The organism is Chryseobacterium sp. TQ-BC-N36 (assembly GCF_058382295.1).
Genome location: NZ_CM178175.1, coordinates 3,033,206 through 3,058,858, shown reverse-complemented (window position 1 = coordinate 3,058,858; position 25,653 = coordinate 3,033,206). Strand labels below are relative to the sequence as shown.

The 25,653-nt window shown below is 39.0% G+C and carries 15 protein-coding genes; 11 read left to right on the top strand and 4 right to left on the bottom strand.

Annotated features, from left to right (window positions below):
• The first annotated feature begins 74 nt into the window (after window positions 1-74).
• From AC3FI7_RS13635 to AC3FI7_RS13590, 10 genes are all read left to right on the top strand, one after another.
• Complete coding sequence (locus tag AC3FI7_RS13635) at window positions 75-737, top strand: succinate dehydrogenase cytochrome b subunit (RefSeq protein ID WP_089689576.1); 663 nt, start codon at window positions 75-77, stop codon at window positions 735-737.
• Window positions 738-752: 15 nt separating this feature from the next.
• Window positions 753-2,765, top strand: a complete 2,013-nt coding sequence (locus AC3FI7_RS13630; protein ID WP_142725425.1) for a fumarate reductase/succinate dehydrogenase flavoprotein subunit — start codon at window positions 753-755, stop codon at window positions 2,763-2,765.
• Between the two features lie 24 nt (window positions 2,766-2,789).
• On the top strand, window positions 2,790-3,557 hold the full coding sequence (locus AC3FI7_RS13625; RefSeq protein ID WP_291900105.1) for a succinate dehydrogenase/fumarate reductase iron-sulfur subunit: 768 nt from the start codon (window positions 2,790-2,792) through the stop codon (window positions 3,555-3,557).
• A gap of 296 nt (window positions 3,558-3,853) precedes the next feature.
• Window positions 3,854-5,395: a TlpA family protein disulfide reductase gene (locus AC3FI7_RS13620; protein WP_142725423.1), complete on the top strand. Its 1,542-nt coding sequence runs from the start codon at window positions 3,854-3,856 to the stop codon at window positions 5,393-5,395.
• Window positions 5,396-5,503: 108 nt separating this feature from the next.
• Window positions 5,504-6,916, top strand: coding sequence for a 23S rRNA (uracil(1939)-C(5))-methyltransferase RlmD (gene rlmD / locus AC3FI7_RS13615; protein WP_343659943.1), 1,413 nt, complete (start codon window positions 5,504-5,506; stop codon window positions 6,914-6,916).
• A 31-nt stretch (window positions 6,917-6,947) separates the two neighbouring features.
• The gene (locus AC3FI7_RS13610) at window positions 6,948-7,424 is read left to right on the top strand and encodes a DUF6452 family protein (protein ID WP_142725421.1); all 477 of its coding nucleotides are present in this window, start codon (window positions 6,948-6,950) and stop codon (window positions 7,422-7,424) included.
• Window positions 7,390-8,055: a DUF6048 family protein gene (locus AC3FI7_RS13605; RefSeq protein ID WP_142725420.1), complete on the top strand. Its 666-nt coding sequence runs from the start codon at window positions 7,390-7,392 to the stop codon at window positions 8,053-8,055. The genes AC3FI7_RS13610 and AC3FI7_RS13605 overlap by 35 nt, the downstream gene beginning before the upstream one ends.
• A 180-nt stretch (window positions 8,056-8,235) precedes the next feature.
• Window positions 8,236-11,253 (top strand): reprolysin-like metallopeptidase, encoded by a 3,018-nt coding sequence (locus AC3FI7_RS13600; RefSeq protein WP_491460312.1) that lies wholly within the window; start codon window positions 8,236-8,238, stop codon window positions 11,251-11,253.
• A gap of 166 nt (window positions 11,254-11,419) precedes the next feature.
• On the top strand, window positions 11,420-15,850 hold the full coding sequence (locus AC3FI7_RS13595; RefSeq protein ID WP_491460311.1) for a GEVED domain-containing protein: 4,431 nt from the start codon (window positions 11,420-11,422) through the stop codon (window positions 15,848-15,850).
• A 222-nt stretch (window positions 15,851-16,072) separates the two neighbouring features.
• Complete coding sequence (locus AC3FI7_RS13590) at window positions 16,073-20,752, top strand: GEVED domain-containing protein (RefSeq protein ID WP_343659937.1); 4,680 nt, start codon at window positions 16,073-16,075, stop codon at window positions 20,750-20,752.
• A gap of 138 nt (window positions 20,753-20,890) precedes the next feature.
• Here the strand turns inward: AC3FI7_RS13590 and coaE are convergent, their stop codons facing one another.
• From coaE to ruvB, 4 genes are all read right to left on the bottom strand, one after another.
• The gene (gene coaE, locus AC3FI7_RS13585) at window positions 20,891-21,520 is read right to left on the bottom strand and encodes a dephospho-CoA kinase (protein WP_491460310.1); all 630 of its coding nucleotides are present in this window, start codon (window positions 21,518-21,520) and stop codon (window positions 20,891-20,893) included.
• A 9-nt stretch (window positions 21,521-21,529) separates the two neighbouring features.
• Window positions 21,530-22,396, bottom strand: coding sequence for an MBL fold metallo-hydrolase (locus AC3FI7_RS13580; protein ID WP_142725415.1), 867 nt, complete (start codon window positions 22,394-22,396; stop codon window positions 21,530-21,532).
• A 13-nt stretch (window positions 22,397-22,409) separates the two neighbouring features.
• Window positions 22,410-23,021 (bottom strand): FMN-binding negative transcriptional regulator, encoded by a 612-nt coding sequence (locus tag AC3FI7_RS13575; RefSeq protein WP_142725414.1) that lies wholly within the window; start codon window positions 23,019-23,021, stop codon window positions 22,410-22,412.
• 63 nt (window positions 23,022-23,084) lie between these two features.
• Entirely contained in the window at window positions 23,085-24,107 is a 1,023-nt protein-coding gene (gene ruvB / locus AC3FI7_RS13570) for a Holliday junction branch migration DNA helicase RuvB (RefSeq protein WP_002976338.1), read from the bottom strand.
• Between the two features lie 259 nt (window positions 24,108-24,366).
• Here ruvB and hutI point away from each other — a divergent pair, with 259 nt between their 5' ends.
• The gene (gene hutI / locus AC3FI7_RS13565; RefSeq protein ID WP_343659934.1) at window positions 24,367-25,590 is read left to right on the top strand and encodes an imidazolonepropionase; all 1,224 of its coding nucleotides are present in this window, start codon (window positions 24,367-24,369) and stop codon (window positions 25,588-25,590) included.
• The last annotated feature ends 63 nt before the right edge of the window (window positions 25,591-25,653 follow it).

Genomic DNA, 25,653 nt, shown 5'->3' with positions numbered 1-25,653 from the left:
CTAATTGTGAGATTTCTCACTTTTTGATATTGTTAAACTTTCTTAATTTTGTGGAAATTCAAATTTAAACTTATATGGCAGGTTTAACGAGTTCTACGATAGGTAGAAAATATGCTATGGCATTATCAGCTCTATTTTTGCTGATTTTTCTTATACTGCATTTGACGACCAATTTGTTATCAGTTCTGAATCGTGATGCATTCAATACAGCATCAGATTTTATGGGCTATAATCCTTTTGTGCAGTTCTTAATGCAGCCTATTCTTGGTTTTGCAGTGATTTTCCATTTCATCATGGGATTTGTATTGGAGATCAAGAATAATAAAGCGCGTCCGATCAAGTACGCATCAAACAACCCTTCTGTGAACTCTTCATGGATGTCCAGAAATATGATTATTTCAGGGGCTGTGGTTTTGGCTTTCTTAGTACTTCACTTTTATGATTTCTGGTTACATGAAATTAATTATAAGTATGTAGAAGGACTGACTCCTGATGCAGAACGTTTCTGGCCGGAACTTCATGAGAAGTTTGCTGATATGTGGAGAGTGGCTTTATATGTAATTGCTTTTGTTTTATTAGGATTGCACTTAGCTCACGGATTCCAGTCTTCATTCCAGTCTATCGGAGCAAGACATCCAAAATATACACCGGTAATCAAAGCTTTCGGGAAATGGTATTCTATCCTTATTCCTGCAGGATTTATTTTTATCGCAATTTTTCATTTTGTAACTCAATAATATCAATATACTAATATGAGTAAATTAGATTCAAAAATTCCAGCGGGTCCTTTAAAGGATAAATGGAAAAATCATAAAGATCATATGAACCTTGTTGCACCCAACAACAGAGATAAGATTGATATTATTGTTGTAGGTACAGGTTTGGCAGGAGGTTCTGCTGCAGCTACACTGGCTGAGCAGGGATATAACGTAAAAGCATTCTGCTACCAGGATTCTCCGAGAAGAGCGCACTCTATTGCAGCTCAGGGGGGAATCAATGCAGCTAAGAATTACCAGGGAGACGGTGACTCTACTTACAGATTATTCTATGATACCATCAAAGGGGGGGACTATAGAGCAAGAGAGGCCAATGTTTACAGATTAGCTGAAGTTTCTGCTAATATTATTGACCAATGTGTTTCTCAGGGGGTTCCTTTCGGAAGAGATTACGGAGGTCAGTTAGATAACCGTTCTTTTGGTGGGGTTCAGGTAAAAAGAACTTTCTACGCAAAAGGACAAACCGGACAGCAGTTATTATTAGGTGCTTATTCTGCAATGAGCCGTCAGATTGGTAAAGGTAGAATCAAAATGTACAACCGTCATGAAATGATGGACCTTGTAATTGTTGACGGGAAAGCAAGAGGAATTATTGCAAGAAACCTTGTGACAGGTGAAATTGAAAGACATTCTGCTCACGCAGTTGTAATTGCTTCCGGAGGATATGGAAACGTATATTTCCTTTCTACCAACGCAATGGGATCAAACGTTTCTGCAGCATGGAAAATTCACAAGAAAGGAGCTTACTTCGCAAACCCTTGCTATGTACAGATCCACCCGACTTGTATTCCTGTTCACGGAACACAGCAGTCTAAACTGACTTTGATGTCTGAATCATTAAGAAACTCAGGAAGAATCTGGGTTCCTAAAAAGATTGAAGATTCAGTAGCTATCAGAGAAGGTAAATTAAGACCTGAAAATATTAAAGAAGAAGATAGAGATTATTATTTGGAAAGGAGATATCCTGCCTTCGGTAACCTTGTACCTAGAGACGTTGCTTCAAGAGCAGCTAAGGAAAGATGTGATGCCGGGTTCGGAATTGAAAATAATGATACTAAAGAAGGCGTTTACCTTGATTTCTCTACAGAGATCATGAAAAAAGGTAAAGAAGCTGCTATCGAAAAACATATTCATAATCCAACAGATCAGCAGATCTATGATCTTGGTAAGAGTTGGGTCGAGGAGAAATACGGTAACTTATTCGTAATGTACGAGAAAATTACTGCTGATGACCCTTACAAAACTCCAATGAAGATCTATCCTGCAGTTCACTATACAATGGGTGGTGTATGGGTTGATTATAACCTTCAGTCTACAATTCCCGGATGTTTCGTAATCGGTGAGGCTAACTTCTCAGATCACGGTGCAAACAGACTTGGTGCTTCGGCATTGATGCAGGGTCTTGCTGACGGATATTTTGTGCTTCCTTATACTATTGCGGATTATCTTTCTGCAGATATCAGAACGGGGGCTATTCCTACAAACTCAGGATCATTTGACGAGGCTGAAAAAGGAATTAAAGATAAAATTGATTTCTTCCTAAATAATAAAGGAACTCATTCAGTAGATCACTTCCATAAAAAACTGGGACACATAATGTGGAACAAAGTAGGTATGGGCAGAACTCCTGAAGGACTTAGAGAAGCGATTAAGGAAATCGAAGAAGTAAGAAACGACTTCTGGAAAAACGTAAAAGTACCTGGTGAAGGAGAAGGAATGAACACTGAGCTTGAAAAAGCATTCAGAGTGGCAGACTTCCTGGAACTTGGACAATTAATGGCTATCGATGCACTGCACAGAAACGAATCTTGTGGTGGACATTTCCGTGAAGACCATTCAACTCCGGATGGAGAAGCGGAAAGAGATGACGTAAACTACAAATACGTCGGAGCTTGGGAATATCAGGGAGCAGATATCAACGCGGAAGTGTTGCATAAAGAAGAACTGATATATGACAACATCGAGGTTAAAACTAGAAGTTATAAATAATCTCCAACCTATAAATATAACATTATGAGTGCAAAAAAAGGCTTACATCTTACGCTGAAAATTTGGAGACAAAAAAATAGTAAAACTAAAGGTCAGTTTGAGACCTATAAAATATCAGACGTATCTACAGATTCTTCATTCCTGGAGATGCTGGATATCCTGAACGAAAATTTAATTAACGAAGGTAAAGAACCTATCGCTTTCGATCACGACTGTCGTGAGGGAATCTGCGGGATGTGTTCCCTTTACATCAATGGCAGAGCTCACGGGCCGGATACAGGGATTACTACCTGCCAGCTTCACATGAGAATGTTTAAAGATGGCGAAACTATTGTTATTGAACCTTGGAGAAGTGCTGCTTTCCCTGTTATCAAAGACTTGATGGTAGACAGAAGCGCTTTTGACAGAGTAATGGCTGCAGGGGGATTCATTTCTGTGAATACGTCAGGTAATACACTGGATGCTAATGCAATCCCGGTTCCAAAAGAAGATGCAGACAGGGCAATGGATGCTGCTGCGTGTATCGGATGCGGAGCGTGTGTAGCTACATGTAAAAACGGATCTGCAATGCTGTTCGTAGGAGCTAAAGTTTCTCAGTATGCATTACTTCCACAAGGTAGAATAGAAGCTAAGAGAAGAGTTCTGAACATGGTGAAAGCTATGGACGAAGAAGGATTCGGAAACTGTTCAAACACTGGAGCATGTGAAGTGGAATGTCCTAAAGGAATTTCTCTTGAAAACATCGCAAGAATGAACAGAGAATACATGGCTGCTCTTGTAGATCAAGGATAGAATTGATTCAAATACATAAAAAATCGCCTTCATTTTTGGAGGCGATTTTTTTGTGAAAAGAATGATCTGTTAAAGTTTGTTAACTTATTGGTAGATTATAAGGATTCCTTATTTAATAAGTATATATTTGGAGAGAAGTTGAGTTGTTTTCTGATAACTTTCAATAACCTTTATCATTCAAAAAGAGATTGTTGAGATATCCTTTTGAGCGATAATAATAAAATTTTTAAAAAAAATAATCAGTGTGAATTAGCAAGCCCTAAAAAGCGTATTTTTGTGTAATATTAAAAATTGAAATGAAAAAATATCTTTTATTGTTTATCATCACATTTTTTGTGATGTCTTGTTCAAAAAAAGTAGAAGTAAAAGGAAAAATTACTGGAGGCTCATCATTAGAGAGAATTGAATTCGTAGAAGCTTCAGGGGTAGGTACCCTGCCTTTAATTAATATAGGTTTAGATAAAGACGGAAACTTTTCTGGGAGCTTTGAGGCCCCTAAAGATGGTATGTACGTGATCAACTATGCAGGAAGACAGAACCTGATCTATCTTGAGAGAGGTCAAAAAGTAAATATCTCAGGAAACGGAGCTACTTTCCCAAGTGAATATGTAATTACAGGAGATGCTAAAAAGAATAATGATTTCCTTACAGCAAGTATGAAGTTCTTGGCAGATTATGGCAGCAAAGTTAATTTACAGGCATTAATGAGTGGAGACGAAGCCGCATTCTTGAAAGGAATGCACAAAGTTGAAAATGATATTAATAAAAACGTAGATGACCTTGCAAAAAAGAATAACCCAAGTAAGGGGCTTTTAGAGTGGAAGAAAAATGATGTGAAAGTAACCATTCTTAATTTGCTTGCCAATTATGAAATGTCTCACGGACCAATGTCTGGAAATCCTTCTTACAAGGCTTCTAAGGCTTTCAAAGATTATGAGACTCAGTTGGAAACTGATAAAGATGCGATGGTAAAAACTATCCCTCTTTACAGACAATATCTTCTTGTTAAGATGACTCCTGATTTCCAGAAATATGCTGAAGCAAACAGTAAAGGAAAAACAGGCATCACGACTTCTGAAATGTTCGCTCAGTATTTAAAGACCAAGAAAGACTTATCTCAGACTGCAAAAGATTACCTTTTAGCATTTGTAATGGCTCAGGCTGATATTCATCCTACAACTCCGGCTGCAAACATTGATAAGATTAAAAAAATTATCGATTCAGATATTAAAGATGCTACGATTAAAAGCGATCTTTTAAAGATGCAAGTAGCTATTACAGGTCTTAAAATCGGAGAAGCAGCTCCTGAAGCGGCTTTGGTAAAACAGGACGGGAAGGCTTATAAACTTTCTGAAAACAAAGGAAAACCTTATATGTTATTCTTCTATGCTTCATGGAATCCTTATATCAGCGAAGCTACAGTACCTGTATTAAAAGAAGTGGTGAACTTCTATAAGTCTAAAATGAATTTTGTATTTGTAAACGTTGATGATACAAAAGATCAGTTCGTTAAGACAAGCAATTCTCTGTTAAAAGGAATTCAGGGGGTAAATGTTTACGGAGAAGGAGGTTTGAACTCTGATATTGCTAAGAAATATGGTGTATATGGATTTAAATTACCTTGCTTTGTTATCATTGATAAAGATGGTAAAATTGCCAGCAGATCGTTTGTGAACCTTGGCGAGCAGGAATTAGTAACTATTCTGGATAAACAAACAGGTCTTTCAGCTCCGAAAGTGGATCCGAATGCTCAAATGCAGCCGCAATTACAGCTAGACCCTTCTGCAATGCAGCAAGCTCCACAGCCAGCAAATCCACAGCCGGCTCCAACAAAATAATAAACTTTAACACAGTATAGAAGCCTTATCTTCGGATAAGGTTTTTTTTATTGTATTTTTGCAAACTGAAACGTAAAGGTTTCAATTAGGAAAATAGAAAATTTTAGAATGAGCAGGAAGAAAAAAAGAGATATAGTTCTTGAAAATATAAAGCTGTTAACTGCCGGTGCAAAGGGCGTGGCAATTGGAAGGACAGATGAAGGTAAGGCCGTAATGGTCTCAGGTGCAATTCCAGGTGATATTGTTAATGTAAGAGTAAAAAAAGCAAAGTCGAAATATTATGAAGGCGAGGCTGTAGAAGTTCTCGAAAAATCACCTTACAGAGTAGAGCCCAAATGTGTTCATTTTGGTACCTGCGGAGGGTGCAAATGGCAGAATATGAGCTATGAAAAACAGCTTGATTTCAAACAGGAAGAAGTTTACAATAATATTAAAAGAATCGGCGGAATTGATGATTTTGAAACCGTACCAATTCTGGGTTCCGAAGAACAGTATTTTTATAGAAATAAAATGGAGTTTTCTTTCTCCAACGCAAGATGGCTTACCCAGTATGAAATCAGTTCTGAGGAGAATTTCGGAAGTAAAGATGCTCTAGGTTTCCACATTCCGGGAATGTGGAGCAAAATTCTTGATCTGAAAGAGTGTTTCCTTCAGGAAGACCCTTCCAATGCAATTAGACTGGCCGTAAAAGAATATGGAGTAAACAACGGTCTGGACTTCTTTGATGTGAGAAATCAGGAAGGATTCTTAAGAACCTTAATGATGAGACAGAACTCCAAAGGAGAGTGGATGGTTCTTTTCCAGCTTTACAGAGAAGAAAAAGAAAACAGAGAAAAACTTTTTGAATTCTTACTGGAGAAATTCCCACAGATTAAAACACTGGTATATGCAATCAATTCTAAACAGAATGATTCTATTTATGATTTAGATATTAATGTGTATTTTGGTGAAGGGTACCTCATGGAAGAGATGGATGGGCTGCAGTTCAAGATAGGACCAAAGTCATTCTTCCAGACCAATTACAAACAGGCTTTGGAACTATACAGAAAAACCCTGGAGTTTGCTGACCTGAAAGGAGATGAAGTAGTATATGATCTTTATACAGGAACAGGAACCATTGCGCAGTATGTGGCAAGAAATGCCAAACAGGTGATCGGAATAGAATCTGTACAGGAAGCGATTGATGCTGCTATAGAACACGCTGCATTGAACGGACTTACCAATACGACATTCTATTGCGGAGATATGAAAGATATTTTCAATGATGAATTCATGGCGAACCATCCTAAAGCAGATGTACTGATCACAGATCCGCCCAGAGATGGAATGCATCAAAAGGTTGTAGAGCAGATTTTAAAACTTTCACCGGAAAAAGTAGTTTATGTAAGCTGTAATTCTGCAACCCAGGCAAGGGATCTTGCTTTGATGAAGGATCACTATACTTTGGTGAAGATTCTGCCGGTAGATATGTTCCCACAGACACACCATGTTGAAAATATTGCATTACTGCTTAAAAAATAAATTTATTTAAATTTGAATTTCAAATCTTAATATGAAATACTTTAAATTTCTCATTGCATTCTGTTTCTTAGGAATAATTTTTTCCTGTGGAGGAGAGGATGATATCTGTGAAAGCGGAGAAGGGACTCCCAGAATGAAAGTAGGTTTCAGGACATTGGCAAGCGGAAAAGATACAACCATAGATACCTTGTATGTATCAGTAGACTATGGTGCAGGAAAAGTGGATCTGGGGAAACTTGCAAATATTGATTCCAGATTAATTCCTTTACGTGTGGACAACTCGCCTTATACAGATGTTTATTTCAAAACCAGATTCAAAGGTCCGGAGTCTCATGTGAGAGTCAGCTACAGTACAAAGTCTACCTACGTATCTCCGGGATGTGGGATCAAAAAGTACTATGAGAATTTAAGTTCAGAATTAATAACTCCGAATCCTGTTCAGAAAGTGGATGTTGGACAAAATCAGATAGAAAATGAAGACAAGACTAATCTTTACCTTTCTTTTTAGTTTATTTGGAATAATAAGCTGGGCGCAGGACAAAAAAAAGGAAGCAGAGAAGAAGGTTCATGAAAAATATGAGCCCAATTTTATGGTTGGCCTTGATGCATTGAATACGGGAGTCGGATTTTTTTCGGATAGAAAACTGTATCAGGGATTTATTTCTTCTAAGATCAGAGGAAATGTACATGCCATTGCAGAAGCAGGTTTTGAAAAGAATATATACCAGAAAAATGGGTATGATGCTAAAGCAAGCGGTCCCTTCGTTAAGCTGGGAGCATTCTATATGCTTGCCAAAGATGCAGAAAATGAATTCAACGGATTCTATGCAGGCGGGAAAGTTGCCGGATCATTCTATAATCAGGAATATATGGCGGTACCCGTTCGCGGATTCGGGGGCAGTAGCTCCTCTGAAGCCTTTCCCTCATCATCACAGTCTTCTTTTTGGCTCGAGGGAACTATAGGAGGAAGGGTACAGTTATTCAGTTCCAACTTCTATATTGATGTGAATCTTCAACCAAGATACATGGTGTATACTTCCAAGCAGGACGATATTTCTCCAATGATTGTTCCCGGGTTTGGAAAAAGTTCTTCAAAGTTTAATATGGGATTTGCATGGAATATTGCTTATAAATTTTAGAAATATTAAATCTTAACTTTAAAAATATATAAAATACAAACTGTAGGATATTCTATAGTTTGTATTTTTTTTAATAAATATGTTTATTAGATATATGGTGTTGAAAAATATGGACTTATTTTGTTTGTGTGAGTTATAAATTAGCTATATTTGGCAAAAATTATAATTGTGTTTTAATTTATGAAAAGAGTATTTACTGCTTTAGTGTGTACTTTTATTGGTGGGGCAGCGTTCGGTCAATGGACGCCAACTTCATTCATTAAAGTAGACAGTAAGAAAAGAGGAACTTTTACAGTAGAGAAATCTAATGTAAAGCCTGACGGCTATTATAAATTGGACTTAGATTTACTAAGATCTCAATTGAAGAATGCTAAAGAGATGGGGCCTAATGTTGCTCCTGTTATTATTTCTCTTCCTACCCTGGATGGAAAAATTGAAAGGTTTAATGTATATAGTTTTCCAGTGGTTGTAAAAGAACTGGCAGATAAGTATGAATTAGGCTCTTATGTTGGAACAAGTGTCGATGATCCTACTAAATATTTAAGATTTAGTGTTGCTCCTAATGATTTTCAGTCTATGATTATTCAGGGAGGTAATTATGAGTTCATTGAACCTGCTAATGCTGATAAATCCGTATATGCAGTACATCCTAAAACAATGAAGAATGGAGATGGATTTGTTTGCTCTACAAATGAAAGTCCACAGGCTAAAAAGCAGATCCAGGCTTTATTGCAAAAAGGAAAATCTTTTGCAAACCAGCCAACTAATTTTGCTAAAAATTCTGATAAGAAATACAGAACAATGAGGTTAGCGATGTCTGTTACGGGTGAGTATACTCAGTACTTTATGACGCTTGCCGGTGTACCTGCTACCGCTACGGATGATCAGAAAAGAGCTCCTGCATTGGTTGCCATCAACAATACTCTTACCAGAGTAAACGGAGTTTTTGAAAAAGATTTTGCATTACATTTGAATTTACAGAATTTTCCAAATGTAATTTATATTGATCCGAGTAATGACCCGTACGATGATGCTACAACTGGAGCAGGAGGTACATGGAATCAACAGCTGCAAACTGCCTTATCAAATGGTGTAGGAGATGCCAACTACGATATCGGACATTTATTCGGTAAATCAGGTGGTGGAGGAAATGCAGGATGTATCGGATGTGTATGTGTTAATCCAACTACTCAAGTTCCTAAAGGAAAAGGTTCAGGATTTACTTCTCCGGCAAATGGAATTCCATCAGGTGATAGTTTTGATATCGACTATGTTGCACACGAGATGGGGCACCAGTTAGGAGGTAACCATACATTCTCTCACAATATTGAGGGAAGTGGTGTAAACATGGAACCTGGTTCGGGATCTACTATTATGGGATATGCTGGTATAACAGGGGCTAATACTGATGTTCAGGCGAATTCAGATGCGTATTTTCACGTTGCAAGTATCGAGCAGATTCAAGAGAATTTAATTGATAAAACATGTGATGTAGAAACTCCAATTACAAATAATCCACCTGTAATTGCAGCTTTACCAACTTATAATATTCCTAAAGGTACTGCATTTGTACTCACGGCTTCTGCTACAGATCCTGAAAATGATCCTCTTACATATGCTTGGGAAGAATATGATGATGCCATAGCTCCGATTAATAAATTTAACTTAGGGTCAACTAAAACTGGTGCGTCATTCAGATCTAAGGCTACAGGAACAAATCCAACAAGATACTTTCCTAGTTTTACATCTGTAATGAATGGAGTGTTAAATAATGCGAATAATACTTGGGAATCTGTTTCAATGGTTCCTAGAACTACAAATTTTGCGGTTACAGTAAGAGATAATAACGCAAACGTGCAACAGCAGCAAACTAAGCATGCTGTTCAGACAATTATTGTAGGTGATAATGGGCCTTTCAGATTAGCTAATCAATATGCTGATGTGAATACACCTACTCCAATTCAGTGGATTGTTGCCAACACTAACACTGCTCCTTATAATGTTGCTAATGTAAAGATCGATTATACTACAGATAACGGTACAACATGGACGGTATTATCTGCATCAACCCCTAATGATGGAACTGAAAACTTTACCTTCCCATCTTCATTAAACGGTCAGACTATTAAAGTAAGAATTTCTTCAATAGGTAACGTTTTCTATGCTGTAGGTCCTGTTAGTATTGCGCCGCTATCTGCATGTAGCAGTGCTGCTCCAACTAATGTAGTTGTAAGCAATATCACATTTAGCACGGCAAGTGTTTCTTGGATGTCTTACACTGGTGCTACTTATAAGGTACGCTACAAAAAGACAAGTGGAAGTGTTTGGACTGAAATTGATACAACAGTTCCTTCTGTTAATTTAGATAACCTGATAGATGCTACAACATATGAGGTACAGGTTGCTTTAGTTTGTAATGCTACTGTAGGTACTTATTCTACATCAGTTAACTTCAGTACCCCGGCTGTTGCATATTGTTCAGCAGCAGGAAATACTGGTAGCCCAGTGTATATCTCAAATGTAACATTGGCAAATATTAATAATACTACTGCAGCAGCTACTGGTTACACCAATTTTACAAACAATACGGCTCTTCAGGTTAATCTGACAAAAGGAAATACATATCCTATCACGGTTAAAGTAGCAAATTCATCGTCTTTAGTAAGTGCAATCGTTGCTTATATAGATTTTAATAAGGATGGATTCTTTGATGACACTGAAGCCGTTATGGACCTTCCTTGTAATACTTTTGCTAACAATACAGCTACTGCTTCATTTACAATTCCAAATGATGCAATAGAAGGTTCACCTCTAAGAATGAGAGTTGCTGGCTTTTATGTGGGAGCAAATAATGCTGGGTTTTATTTACCTTCAAGCTACCTTTGTGGTATCAATTTCCAATATGGAGAAGTTGAAGACTATAACGTAGTTATTACAGGGAACCTTGCTACTTCTGAAACAGCTGTTAAGAATGATGGTATCCAGATTTATCCGAATCCGGTAGTTGATGTTCTAAATGTTACTAAGGTTTCAGACAGAGCTACTTATAAAATTTATAGTGCTGCTGGACAATTAGTGGATAAAGGAAATATCAATAATGGAAAAGTGAATGTTTCCAGTCTAGTTAAAGGTGGTTATATAATTACAATAGATGATAAAGGAATTGAGCAATTCAAATCCAAATTCATCAAAAAATAAAGATAACCTTTAAATATCAGTAAATCCCCGGACTTATCCGGGGATTTCTTTATTTAAGGCATAAGTTGTTATATCGTTGTTTTTTTTCAAAAAAAAGCTATATGTAGCTGTAAATTAATAATAAAAATGATTAGATTTGTATGAATAATATTATAATGAAAACATTATGAAGAAACTCTTTACCTCTTTAATTCTGTTTCTCTGTTTGATATGTACAGGCTTTGTATCCAAAGTCTCAGCTCAGGCAGGCCAGATCGGGACAGGAACGGGTACCTCAGTGTATCTCCCCATACGTTCCTACTATGGATATAGCTATTCCCAGCAGATTTATACTGCTGCGGAAGTTTCGGCTGCCATCGGTACGTCGACCTATATCACGGCCATAAAGTTTTATGTAGACACCGTTTCAAATTCTCAGGATTCCTATAAGGATTGGGTAGTTTACATGGGGAATACCACCCAGAATAGCTTTACGTCCAATACAAACTGGATTCCCTTAGGTTCCTTAACTCAGGTATTTGCAGGAGATTTACCTACCATAACGAATGGAAACTGGGTTACTCTTCAGCTTAATACTCCATTTATCTGGAACGGAACAGACAATCTCGTGATTGCTGTCAATGAGAAAACACCGGGGTATTCATCTTCTCCAGGTACAGCTTGGGGAACTTATAATGCAGGGGCTAATAGAGGTATTCTTTATTATGAAGATACAACAAACCCAAATCCTGCTTCTCCTCCTTCAGCATCAGGCAGGTATTCTGATATTCCTAGAGTACAGCTGGTAAGCCATCAGTTAACTCCGTGTACTACTGCACCACCAACGAATATCAGTGTGAGCAACATAACCACAGTGTCAGCTGTTGTTAACTGGTATACAGCTATAGGTTCTACTTATGTAGTAAGATACAGAAGTTTACCGTCAGGTACATGGCAGCAGATTAACGTTACTACTCCTCTTTCAGGAAGTGCTACCATTTCGGGGCTAACAGAGCAGACCCAGTATGAAGTTCAGGTTGCTACCGTCTGCGGAGGTACTCAGGGAGCATTCTCTGCTAGTGTAAACTTTACAACTCCGGCATTGAGTTACTGTGCTTCAGGAGCTACAAGTACTTTCATTGATGGTTATATCAGCCAGGTGGCTGTGAATGGTCAGGGGGCACCTTCTATGGTCAGCAACTCTGCTCAAAGTGGTTATACAGATTATAGTACAGACCCTACACGATTGGTTACTTTGGTAAGAGGTGGTACTGCTACTGTTTCTGTTTCAAAAACATGGCCGGATTATCAATACAGTTTCTTGACAGGAGTTTGGATTGACTTTAACCGTAATGGTATTTTTGAAGCCAGTGAAAGAGTTCTTACTTCACCAAGTAATACAACAACTCCTGTAACAGCTACATTTACAGTGCCTACCGCAGCGGGTGGTGCTTACACAGGAAATCTGACTACAAGAATGCGTGTTGTATTGAATGAATACAGCCCTATTAATGCCTGTGGAACCTATTCTTATGGTGAAACAGAAGATTATGCGGTAAAACTTATAGATTTATCACCATGTACTACAGATCCACCTTCAAATATTATCGTAAATAATGTAACTCCTTCTTCAGCTAATGTTACATGGACATCAACTACAGGAGCTACTTATATAGTAAGATACAGAGTTTCTCCTTCCGGAGCATGGCAGCAGATTACTGTAAATACTCCTTTAATAAGTAACCAGTTACTTTCTGGATTACTGGAACAGACTACCTATGAAGTTCAGGTAGCGACTGTTTGCGGAGGGACTACAGGTGCGTTCTCACCAAGTGTGACATTTACAACTCCGGCTCTTACTTATTGTACAGCGGGTCCTACCAGTAACACGGCAACAAGCGGATATATTAATAACGTTACGGTGACTCCTACGAATACACCTATTATGGTAAGTAATTCCGTATCTGATAATTATAAGGATTATACAACAGACGCAACAAGAGTTGTTATTTTTGAAAGAGGATCAGCAAATAATAAAATTTCTGTTAACAAATACTGGCCGGGCTCTCCTACATCTTATGGAGTTTCAGCGTGGGTAGACTTTAACAGAAACGGGGTATTTGAAACAAGTGAGAGAATTCTTAATACCACTTATAATACAACCACTCCTGTAACATCTACTTTTGCAGTGCCTACTGTTGCCAGTGGTAATGTTTATACAGGAACCCTTCCTACCCGCATGCGTGTAGTGATGAGATATTTTGATAATGCTAATCCTTGTGGAACATTTTCTCAGGGAGAAGTGGAAGATTATGCAGTGAAATTTGTAGATCCTCAAACCTGTACAACAGCACCTCCGACAAATATTACAGTAAACAATATTGGTGCAACAACTGCAACTGTATCATGGGTTGCTACGGCAGGAGCTACCTATAATATCAGATGGAGAACTACTCCTGGAGGTGTCTGGCAGACGGCTACAGTTACTGCAGGTCAGAACTTCTACGGGATTACCGGTCTTACAGAACAGACTAATTATGAAGTTCAGGTTTCTACCACCTGTAATGGATCTACAGGATCTTATTCAGGGTCAGTAACCTTTACAACCCCACCGTTATCTTACTGTCAGATGACAGGAACAGGAACCAATGACCATATTTCGAATGTAACTGTTACCTCTTCGAACCTTGGGGTTCCACCGATGAATAATACATCAGTACAGACCAACTATACCAGCTATACAAGTCCTGAGACTCTTATTACTTTAGATGTGAATTCTCAGAACAATAAAATCTCTGTAGCAAAAGGCTGGACCGGAGCTACCGGGAATGATGCTGTAACAGCGTGGATCGACTTTGACAGAAACGGTCAGTTTACCGATGCTGAGCGAATTTTAATTTCACCAGCCAATACAACAACCCCGGTTACTGCGACATTTGCAGTTCCTTCTACCGCTTATACAGGACCATTGACTACAACAATGCGCGTAGTATTGAGACGTACAAATGCACCTGTAATGTGTCAGAATGCGATAGATGGAGAAGTTGAAGATTACAGGGTAAGAATAAGACCTTGTAGCAATGCAACCCCTAATGCTCCGACATTTACCACAACCCATACAACCGCTACTGTTACCATTACCGGTCCTGGAGTAAGCTATGTGGTAAGATACCGTGTTCAGGGAACAACTACCTGGACGCAGGTGTATGCCTCCACGCTTCTAGGAAACCTTCCTTTAGTTATCAGTAACTTAACGCCTGCTACTACTTATGAAGTAGAAGTAGCTTCAATATGTGGAGATGTTGTGGGAACGGCTACCCCGATCAAGACCTTCACAACAAGATGTGATCCGACTCCTCCTAATGTAACCATAAGTAATATCACTCCAACAACAGCATTGATTACGTGGGCTCCATTAGCGGCAAGCTCTACTTATACCATGAGATGGAGAAAAGTAGGTACTACAACATGGAATATCATCAGTTTACCTGCGCCACCAGCAAATACTTATGTATTAGGAAGTGCTACTGCTTTAGAGCCATATACTACGTATGAAGTACAGATCGCTAACCAGTGTAACGGAGAATCAACACTGAATCCATATTCAAACCCTAAAGTATTTACAACGGAAAGAATTTGCCAGATTCCTCCACCTGGATTGACCATTACCCAACTGCTTCCAACATCAGCGGAAGTTAAGTGGGATCCTTTCCCGGGAGCAACATATGTTCTTCGTTATAGAAAAGTGGGTATTCCGAGCTGGACAGAAGTACCGTCATTGGTTAACAATCTTGTACTGACAGGTCTTACAGAATTGACGAAGTATGAAATGCAGGTAGTGAATATCTGTAACGGTACTCCAGGAAATTATACACCTCCATACTATTTTACAACCCCTACTGTAATCTACTGTAAGATGAAGGCTGGAAACTCTACGGGAGAGTATATTTCCAAAGTTACTGTGAAGCCTACAGGTAAGAAAACGATGGAGAATGAATCCGGAGCATCTACGTATACAGATTATACAGGAGTACCTAAGACTTTCATTGAAATGATCCAGGGATCAACAGATAATGAGATCATCATTGAGAAGAAATGGACGGGAACAACATACAACGAAGGAATTGCGGTATGGATTGACTTCAACAGAAACGGTGAGTTTGATATCAACGAAAGGGTATTCACATCTTCACCTAATTCAAACAGCCCTGTATCCGGTAAGTTCAATGTACCATCCGATGCATTTGTAAGCATGACAGACTATAAGTATGTAGTGATGAGAGTGGCAATGTCCCGAGATGGTATCCCGGTAAACTGTACCGACTTCAATAACGGAGAAGTGGAGGACTACACGGTAAGAATCTCTAAACCTGTCGTAGCGAATCCTATAGATCAGACAAGTGTTATGATTTATCCAAACCCTGTCAGCTCAGTATTGTTTGTCAAAAACGTTAGCAAGAGAGCTAAGTATAAGATCTACAATGCGGCAGGACAGGTAATTGCAGATGGCATCCTGTTAAACAACCAGATCAATGTCAGCAGACTGATCAACGGAGTTTATGTGATAGATATCGATGATAACGGTAAAACGGTTCAGAAGAAATTTATCAAAGAATAGATAACCTAAATTTCAGATAGAATAAGCCTCCAGGAATGGAGGCTTATTTTTTTGCGAAGATCTGTATGAAGGTCTATGCTTATTTTTTCTTTATATTATTGGGTTTTTTAAATTTGATAATCTTTTTGTTTATATATGTTAATGATTTGAGTAATCTAATTGGTTATTGATAAAAATATGATTAATTTTGTAAGATTAACATAGAATTCTAACCAAAACATTATGAAGAAACTCTTTACCTCTTTAATTCTGTTTCTTGGGTTGATCTTTGGGCTGTCATTACATGCTCAAACGGTCACTATCGGAACAGGAACCAGTACACAAAGATATCCTTTGACTCCCTATTATGGGTATCAAAGGTCTGCATCGCTCTATACTGCTGCAGAAATAAACACTCCGGGAGGAGGAAGCATCTTATCCGTAGGATGGGAAGCTACTGCCACCATGAATATTACTTTCCCGGTTAAGGTTTATTTAAAATCTGTACCTTCCACTACTACAGCCATCACGGCTCAAACCTGGAATACAGTAACTACCGGAGCTACTCTGGTATATAGTGCGAACGTAACCAGCCTTGCGGTTGGTTGGAATACCCTTCAATTACAGCTTCCTTACAGTTATAATGGAACTGATAATCTTATGGTTTTAGTAGAAACCAATTATGGAGGATCCGGAGGGGGATCCGGAACTGCTGGAGCAGGCTTTAAATATAGCAATGCTGCTGCAAGCCATATGTATTTCGAGGCTGATGGCTCAGCTCCGACAGGTAATGGTAATGTGACTGCCAACAGACCTAATGTACAATTAACTTTTGGTGCACCACCTACATGTTTATCAATGCCTCCAGGAGGAACTTTATCTATGGGAACGGTAAATACCACCAGTGCAGTATTAAACTGGACTGCTTTTTCATATGTACCGGCAGGGGGATACGATATTTATTACAGTACAAGTAACACTGCACCAACTGCTGCAACACCTCCATCACAAAATGTTCCTTCCGGCACGACTGCAACACTTTCTCCATTAGTGCCAAACACAACGTATTATGCCTGGGTAAGGGCAAAATGTAGTGCTACGGACCAAAGTACATGGTCAGGGCCAATAAGTTTCACGACACCTCCTACATGCCCGCCTATGCCTGCAAGCGGAACTCTTTCTGTTGGTACGGTAACGCCAACCAGTGCAGTATTGAACTGGACTGCTTTTTCATATGTACCGGCAGGAGGATATGATATTTATTACAGCACGAGTAACACTGCTCCAACAGGGGCAACTGTACCATCACAAAATGTTTCTGGAACAACGACAACAACTACACTTTCTCCATTAAGTCCTAATACGACGTATTATGCCTGGGTAAGAGCAAGGTGTAGTGCAACTGATCAAAGTGCATGGAAAGGACCTCTTTCTTTCTATACAGGATATTGTGTGCCTACAGGAGGTACTTCAAGTACAACATATTACCTGAATAATATTACAACAACAGGAGGTATCTCAAATTTGAATTATTCAGCAAACAGTTACACAGCATATGTGAATAACTCGGCAACCATATTTTCTGCTATTCCCAGTACCTCTGTAACAGTAAATTTAGCAGCTGCAGGAAGCAGTACTTATTACTATTATATCTGGGTTGACTGGAATAATGATATGAACTTTAACGGTCCCGGTGAAACGATCATTGCTACTACCAGTTATACTGCGACAGCTACAGGAACTATTCCAATAGCTGCAGGGCAGGCTCCTGGGAATTACAGAGTAAGGATGGCAACATCATGGTTAGGCAACCTTAATTCATGCGGACCTGCTGCTTATGGTAACTACGTGGACTTTACGTTAAGTGTTATTGCTTTACAGCCGTGTTCAGCTGCGCCTCCGGGTAATATTACAGTTTCAAACCTTACTGCAAGTACAGCTCTTGTAAACTGGATTCCTGCTATTGGAGCAACTTATACATTACGATATAAAAAGGTGACAGATGTGACGTGGACAACAATTAATATCACGACTCCACTTACCAGTAACCAGCTGCTTACTAACTTGGCAGATCAGACTCAATACGAAGTTCAGATTGCTACTATTTGCGGAGGGACTACAGGGGCGTTCTCACCAAGTGTGACATTTACAACTCCGGCTCTTACTTATTGTACAGCTAATCCTACTGGTAATACATCTACCAGCGGATATATTAATAACGTTACGGTGACTCCTACGAATACACCTATTATGGTAAGTAATTCAGATTCGGATGGCTATAAAGATTATACAGCAGACGCAACAAGAGTTGTTATCTTTGAAAGAGGATCAGCAAATAATAAAATTTCTGTTAACAAATACTGGCCAGGCTCCAGCAGTTCTTATGGAGTTTCAGCGTGGGTAGACTTTAACAGAAACGGGGTATTTGAAACAAGTGAGAGAATTCTTAATACTACAGCAAGCACAGCTACTCCTGTAACATCTACTTTTGCAGTGCCTACTGCTGCCAGCGGTAATGTATATACAGGAACTCAGCCAACCCGTATGCGTATTGTGATGAGTACAAGTAGTACCAACAACCCTTGTGGAACATTTTTTCAGGGAGAAGTGGAAGATTATGCAGTGAAATTTGTAGATCCTCAAACCTGTACAACAGCACCTCCGACAAATATTACGGTGAATAACCTTACTGCCACTACAGCAACCGTATCATGGGTTGCTACTGCAGGTGCTACTTATAACATCAGATGGAGAACACTTGGAGGTGTCTGGCAAACGGCTACAGTTACTGCAGGTCAGAACTTCTACGGGATTACCGGTCTTACAGAGCAGACCCAGTATGAAGTTCAGGTTTCTACCACCTGTAATGGATCTACAGGATCTTATTCAGGATCAGTAACCTTTACAACGCCACCGTTATCTTACTGTCAGATGATAGGAACAGGAACCAATGACCATATTTCGAATGTAACTGTTACCTCTTCGAACCTTGGGGTTCCACCGATGAATAATACATCAGTACAGACCAACTATACCAGCTATACAAGTCCTGAGACTCTTATTACTTTAGATGTGAATTCTCAGAACAATAAAATCTCTGTAGCAAAAGGCTGGACCGGAGCTACGGGCAATGATGCTGTAACAGCGTGGATCGACTTTGACAGAAACGGTCAGTTTACCGATGCTGAGCGAATTTTAATTTCACCAGCCAATACAACAACCCCGGTTACTGCGACATTTGCAGTTCCTTCTACCGCTTATACAGGACCACTGACTACAACAATGCGCGTAGTATTGAGACGTACGAGTGCACCTGTAATGTGTCAGAATGCGATAGATGGAGAAGTTGAAGATTACAGGGTAAGAATAAGACCTTGTAGCAATGCAACCCCTAATGCTCCGACATTTACCACAACGCATACAACCGCTACTGTTACCATTACCGGTCCTGGAGTAAGCTATGTGGTGAGATACCGTGTTCAGGGAACAACTACCTGGACACTGGTGTATGCCTCCACGCTTCTAGGAAACCTTCCTTTAGTTATCAGTAACTTAACGCCTGCTACTACTTATGAAGTAGAAGTAGCTTCAATATGTGGAGATGTTGTGGGAACGGCTACCCCGATCAAGACCTTCACAACAAGATGTGATCCGACTCCTCCTAATGTAACCATAAGTAATATCACTCCAACAACAGCATTGATTACGTGGGCTCCATTAGCAGCAAGCTCTACTTATACCATGAGATGGAGAAAAGTAGGGAGTACAGATCCATGGAATATTGTTAGCTTACCTGCGCCACCAGCAAATACTTATGTATTAGGAAGTGCTACTGCTTTAGAGCCATATACTACGTATGAAGTACAGATCGCTAACCAGTGTAACGGAGAATCAACACTGAATCCATATTCAAACCCTAAAGTATTTACAACAGAAAGAATTTGCCAGATTCCTCCACCTGGATTGACCATTACCCAACTGCTTCCAACATCAGCGGAAGTTAAGTGGGATCCTTTCCCGGGAGCAACATATGTTCTTCGTTATAGAAAAGTGGGTATTCCGAGCTGGACAGAAGTACCGTCATTGGTTAACAATCTTGTACTGACAGGTCTTACAGAATTGACGAAGTATGAAATGCAGGTAGTGAATATCTGTAACGGTACTCCAGGAAATTATACACCTCCATACTATTTTACAACCCCTACTGTAATCTACTGTAAGATGAAGGCTGGAAATTCTACGGGAGAGTATATTTCCAAAGTTACTGTGAAGCCTACAGGTAAGAAAACGATGGAGAATGAATCCGGAGCATCTACGTATACAGATTATACAGGAGTACCTAAGACTTTCATTGAAATGATCCAGGGATCAACAGATAATGAGATCATCATTGAGAAGAAATGGACGGGAACAACATACAACGAAGGAATTGCGGTATGGATTGACTTCAACAGAAACGGTGAGTTTGATATCAACGAAAGGGTATTCACATCTTCACCTAATTCAAACAGCCCTGTATCCGGTAAGTTCAATGTACCATCCGATGCATTTGTAAGCATGACAGACTATAAGTATGTAGTGATGAGAGTGGCAATGTCCCGAGATGGTATCCCGGTAAACTGTACCGACTTCAATAACGGAGAAGTGGAGGACTACACGGTAAGAATCTCTAAACCTGTCGTAGCGAATCCTATAGATCAGACAAGTGTTATGATTTATCCAAACCCTGTCAGCTCAGTATTGTTTGTCAAAAACGTTAGCAAGAGAGCTAAGTATAAGATCTACAATGCGGCAGGACAGGTAATTGCAGATGGCATCCTGTTAAACAACCAGATCAATGTCAGCAGACTGATTAACGGAGTTTATGTGATAGATATCGATGATAACGGTAAAACGGTTCAGAAGAAATTTATCAAAGAATAGATAACCTAAATTTCAGATAGAATAAGCCTCCAGGAATGGAGGCTTATTTTTTATAAAAAGATCCTGGTTGAATTTGAATAACTAAGAAATATTTTTTGCAGAAAAAACTCGTTAGAAATTTTTCTAACGAGTTCTTATTTATTCAATACTGAAAATTACTTTCTCAGTTTGTTCTTTTAGTTCTTCCAGATTGGTATTGTTGTAGATAATACAATCTGCCATTTTGATTTTATCTCTTTCAGGCATTTGTTTTTCCATAACAGCTTCCACTTCGCGGTAGGTTTTGTTATCCCTGTCCATTACTCTCTTGATTCTGATATTATCCTCAGCGGTTACCAGAAGAGACTTGTAGCATTGTCTGTTAAGTTTTAACTCAAATAATAATGCTGTTTCTTTGAAAACCAGATATTTGCTTTGTTGGCTGACCCAATTTTCAAAATCAATCCTTACTGCAGGGTGAATGATTTCATTTAGCTGCTGAAGCAGATCTTTGTTATTAAAAACTTTATCTGCAACAAATTTTCTATCATACCATCCGTTTTCATCGTAAGAACCTTCGCCAAGAAGCTCTTTTATTTTTATTTTCAGCTCTTCGCTTTCATTGACAATGCTTTTTGCCCTGTCATCAGAGTAATACACCGGAAAACCGAATTCCTCTATAAAATGCGCTACTGTAGTTTTTCCGGAGCCTATACCGCCGGTTAACCCTATGATCTTGGGTGCTGGTTCCGGCTCTGTCTGTTGGGTTTCTGAATGTAATTCTTCCATGACTAAAAATTAATATCCAAAAACATCATTAAAGCTGAACGTTTCGTCAAGTCTTACGCCTTTATCAGTCATTTTTAGGCTTGCAAGCTCATTATGGGCATCATGTTCAAAGAACAATAAATATTCGTTATCCACGCACTGTTTAAGGAATTTTCCCTTTTCTTCCAGTGTTAAAAGAGGTCTGGTATCATATCCCATCACATATACCTGGTTGATATGCCCGGCTGTAGGAATAAGGTCGGCTGCGAAAACCAATGTTTTTTCCTGATATTGAATGACAGGGAGCATTTGCTTTTCCGTATGCCCGTCTACAAAAATGACATCCATCTTCAGATCAGGTGCAAAACCATAATTTCCTGTAGTTGGGAGCGGTAAAAAATTAAGCTGGCCGCTTTCCTGCATTGGCATAATATTTTCCTTCAGAAAGCTTGCTTTTTCCCTTGCATTAGGTTCTGTAGCCCACTGCCAGTGATTTTCATTAGTCCAGAAGTTGGCGTTTTTGAAGGCGGGTCTGTATCCGGATCTGTCGTCATTCCATTCAATAGCGCCACCGCAGTGATCGAAGTGAAGGTGAGTAAGGAATACATCTGTAATATCCTCCTTTACAAAGCCATATTTTTTAAGATTTTTATCAAGAGTATCATCTCCCCACAGGGAGTAGTGTCCGAAGAATTTATCATCCTGTTTGTTTCCGAGACCACAGTCTACAAGGATCAGTTTTTTCCCGTCTTCAATAAGCAGGGAACGGGTTCCCAGTTCGATCAGGTTTCTTTCGTCTGCCGGGTTTGTTTTTTCCCACAGACTCTTTGGGACGACTCCGAACATAGCACCGCCGTCCAGTTTAAATTTTCCACATTGTATTGGATATAACTTCATATGTATATTTTGATTATTTTTTTATTAATTTCATTTTCTCCGCAATTTTTCTGGCATTATCATCAGATTGCTCAAGCTGTGTGATAATGTTATTAAAATCATTCTCTTTTCTGTTCTGAGAAAGTTTTTGTTTGATAAATATTTCAGTGGGAATGATTTTAATACCAAAAGCTCCTTTCATTTCTTTTTCCACAAACTCTCTTCCCATATCTTTTACCATCATTGGGCATTGCTGGAAGCTTTCATATTTGGAAGTTAATTTGTCCAAATGGGCATAGAGCTCATCATGACTCATTACTTCAACTTTTCCATAGACCTGTACGGCTTCATAATTCCAGGTAGAAACATTGATATGATCATACCAGCTGCTGGATATGTAAGTGTGAGCACCTAAAAAATCACAAAGAACTTCATCTCCGTTTTTTAAAATTTTTGCCTGAGGATTAGCCCTTGAAATATGAGTTTCAATATAAGCCTTTTCGGGATTGTCTTCATTAAGCATCATCATAGAATGAGTTGCCCGTATCTTATCGACTGAAGAAATCAGTAAAGCGAAAGAATTTTCTTTGATGATTTCTCTCATCAAATTGTAATCTTCACTTCTGTATAATTTAGGTATAAACATAAACTAATCAATTCTCATTAACCTTAAACCTTAAACCTTGAACTTTAACCTCAAAACTTTGAATTAAAATAGCTCTCCAGGGTTTTTGGGTCTTGTAATATTCAAATGTCTGTAAGCTTTATCAGTAACCTCTCTTCCTCTGGGAGTACGGATAATAAATCCTTCCTGAATTAAAAAGGGTTCATAAACCTCTTCCAGTGTTTCCGGGTTTTCACCGATAGATGTTGCCAGGGCGGAAATCCCAACCGGTTTTCCCTTGAAATTTTCAATCATAACACGCATGATCTTATTATCCATTTCATCCAGTCCGAACTCATCTACATTCAGAGAATCCAGTGCATATTTTGTAATTTTGATCTCAATTTCACCATTTCCTTTGATCTCGGCAAAGTCACGTACTCTTCTCAGCAGTGCATTCGCAATTCTTGGAGTCCCGCGGCTTCTTCTGGCAATTTCAATGGCTGCATCTTCATAAATAATAACACCCAAAACCCTTGCACTTCTTTGGATAATCATTGACAAAAGCTCAATAGAATAATATTCCAGCCTGCTTTGGATCCCAAATCGGGCAAGCATGGGCTTGGTAAGCATACCGCTTCTTGTCGTAGCGCCTACTAAGGTAAAAGGATTCAGCCCGATCTGTACACTTCTGGCATTAGGGCCCGTCTCCAGCATGATATCAATCTTGTAATCTTCCATGGCGGAATACAGATATTCTTCCACCACAGGAGAAAGCCGGTGAATCTCATCAATGAAAAGAACATCATTTTCCTCCAGATTGGTCAATAAACCTGCTAAGCTTCCTGGTTTATCCAATACGGGACCGGAAGTAATCTTACAGTTCACTCCAAGTTCATTGGCAATAATGTTGGCTAAAGTAGTTTTTCCCAATCCTGGCGGTCCATGTAATAATACGTGGTCCAGTGCGCCGCCACGCCTCTTTGCAGCGGTAACAAAAACTTCAAGATTTTCCAGCGTTTTTCTCTGTCCCGCAAAATCTTTAAAGCTTTGGGGACGGATCTGTTCTTCCTGCATGAGCTCCTCTCGTGAGTAGTTTTCCTTATCTGGGTGTAAAAAATCTGGCATTAATTCAATTCCTTTACCTCAAAGATAGCAAATTTAGACTAAGGTTGAAGGGCTGATTAAGAAAAGGTGAAGATTGAAGCCGAGTTTCTCTTAAGGTTGAAAATGGGAATAGCTAAGATTTAAATAATTGGGATATTTTAAGTATTTTTGAGAGGAGAAATTATTAATAAAAATTAATAAAATTTTGATTGTTTAGCAGATGAATACTGGCTGGAACATCAGCAGGTCTCAATCTAAACATGACATTAACTTTAAACTAATGAAATTAATAGGACCATTTAAGCAGGTTGTAACACTTGCTAATCTACCATTAAGAGGAAAAATTTCCGATGAACAGCTGGAAATTATTGTTGACGGAGGAATTGTAGTAGATCAGAATACCATTCATAAAACCGGAAATTTCGAAATATTAAAATCAGAAAACCCAGGGATAGCCATTGAACCGATTGCCGGAGAGCAGGTAGTTCTTCCTGCTTTTGTAGATTCACATACCCACATTTGTTTCGGAGGAAACCGTGCCAATGATTTTGCTATGCGTAATGCCGGTAAGACTTATCTGGAAATTGCAGAAAGCGGCGGCGGAATCTGGAGCTCTGTTCAGCATACAAGAAATGCTTCAGAAGAAGAATTGTTGAAAACTCTGATTGAAAGAATCAGCTTTTTGGTTGATCTTGGGATTACGACCATTGAAGTGAAAAGCGGCTATGGTCTGGATGTAGAAAATGAGCTGAAAATGCTCAGAATTATTAAAAAAGCACAGAGCGAAACTAAGGCTACTTTAGTTCCTACTTGTCTTTCAGCTCACTTAAAACCAAGAGATTTTGATGGAAGCAATCCTGAATATCTTGACTATATCATTACTGAAATTCTACCCAAAGTAAAAGAAGAAGGATTGGCTGAAAGAGTGGATATTTTCATTGAAAAGTCAGCTTTTCAACCTGAAGAAAGTAAAGAGTTCTTACTTAGAGCAAAAGAACTGGGCTTTGAAATCACGGTTCATGCTGATCAGTTTACACCGGGAAGCTCAAGAATTGCAGTGGAAGTAGGAGCAAAGTCAGCAGATCATTTGGAAGCAACGATAGATGAAGATATTCAGTTTCTGGCAGATTCTGATACCGTGGCAACTGCGCTTCCGGGAGCAAGCTTAGGACTGGGTGAGAAATTTACCCCGGCAAGGAAATTATTGGATGCAGGCGCTATTGTAGCCATTGCGAGTGACTGGAATCCGGGATCTGCACCTATGGGGAATTTAATTACCCAGGCATCTATTCTCGCTACTTTCCAGAAACTGACTACCGCTGAAGTATTGGCCGGAATGACTTTCCGTGCTGCTTATGCATTAAACCTTGAAGATAGGGGACAGCTTGAGGCAGGAAAAAAGGCAGATTTTGTCACTTTTAAAACAAACAACTTCCAGAATGTACTGTATAATCAGGGAAGTTTAAAAGCTGAGAAGGTGTATATTGATGGAAATCTGATATAAAAAATTATAAATAAACCATACTTTGTCTTCAATGAGCCGGTTCCCAGTGTCTGCTTATTGAAA

Excerpts from the sequence above, each read along its gene's own strand:
- AC3FI7_RS13635 (WP_089689576.1), top strand. The coding sequence starts at position 75 with ATGGCAGGTTTAACGAGTTCTACGATAGGTAGAAAATATGCTATGGCA.
- AC3FI7_RS13630 (WP_142725425.1), top strand. The coding sequence starts at position 753 with ATGAGTAAATTAGATTCAAAAATTCCAGCGGGTCCTTTAAAGGATAAA.
- AC3FI7_RS13625 (WP_291900105.1), top strand. The coding sequence starts at position 2,790 with ATGAGTGCAAAAAAAGGCTTACATCTTACGCTGAAAATTTGGAGACAA.
- AC3FI7_RS13620 (WP_142725423.1), top strand. The coding sequence starts at position 3,854 with ATGAAAAAATATCTTTTATTGTTTATCATCACATTTTTTGTGATGTCT.
- rlmD (WP_343659943.1), top strand. The coding sequence starts at position 5,504 with ATGAGCAGGAAGAAAAAAAGAGATATAGTTCTTGAAAATATAAAGCTG.
- AC3FI7_RS13610 (WP_142725421.1), top strand. The coding sequence starts at position 6,948 with ATGAAATACTTTAAATTTCTCATTGCATTCTGTTTCTTAGGAATAATT.
- AC3FI7_RS13605 (WP_142725420.1), top strand. The coding sequence starts at position 7,390 with ATGAAGACAAGACTAATCTTTACCTTTCTTTTTAGTTTATTTGGAATA.
- AC3FI7_RS13600 (WP_491460312.1), top strand. The coding sequence starts at position 8,236 with ATGAAAAGAGTATTTACTGCTTTAGTGTGTACTTTTATTGGTGGGGCA.
- AC3FI7_RS13595 (WP_491460311.1), top strand. The coding sequence starts at position 11,420 with ATGAAGAAACTCTTTACCTCTTTAATTCTGTTTCTCTGTTTGATATGT.
- AC3FI7_RS13590 (WP_343659937.1), top strand. The coding sequence starts at position 16,073 with ATGAAGAAACTCTTTACCTCTTTAATTCTGTTTCTTGGGTTGATCTTT.
- coaE (WP_491460310.1), bottom strand. The coding sequence starts at position 21,520 with ATGGAAGAATTACATTCAGAAACCCAACAGACAGAGCCGGAACCAGCA.
- AC3FI7_RS13580 (WP_142725415.1), bottom strand. The coding sequence starts at position 22,396 with ATGAAGTTATATCCAATACAATGTGGAAAATTTAAACTGGACGGCGGT.
- AC3FI7_RS13575 (WP_142725414.1), bottom strand. The coding sequence starts at position 23,021 with ATGTTTATACCTAAATTATACAGAAGTGAAGATTACAATTTGATGAGA.
- ruvB (WP_002976338.1), bottom strand. The coding sequence starts at position 24,107 with ATGCCAGATTTTTTACACCCAGATAAGGAAAACTACTCACGAGAGGAG.
- hutI (WP_343659934.1), top strand. The coding sequence starts at position 24,367 with ATGAAATTAATAGGACCATTTAAGCAGGTTGTAACACTTGCTAATCTA.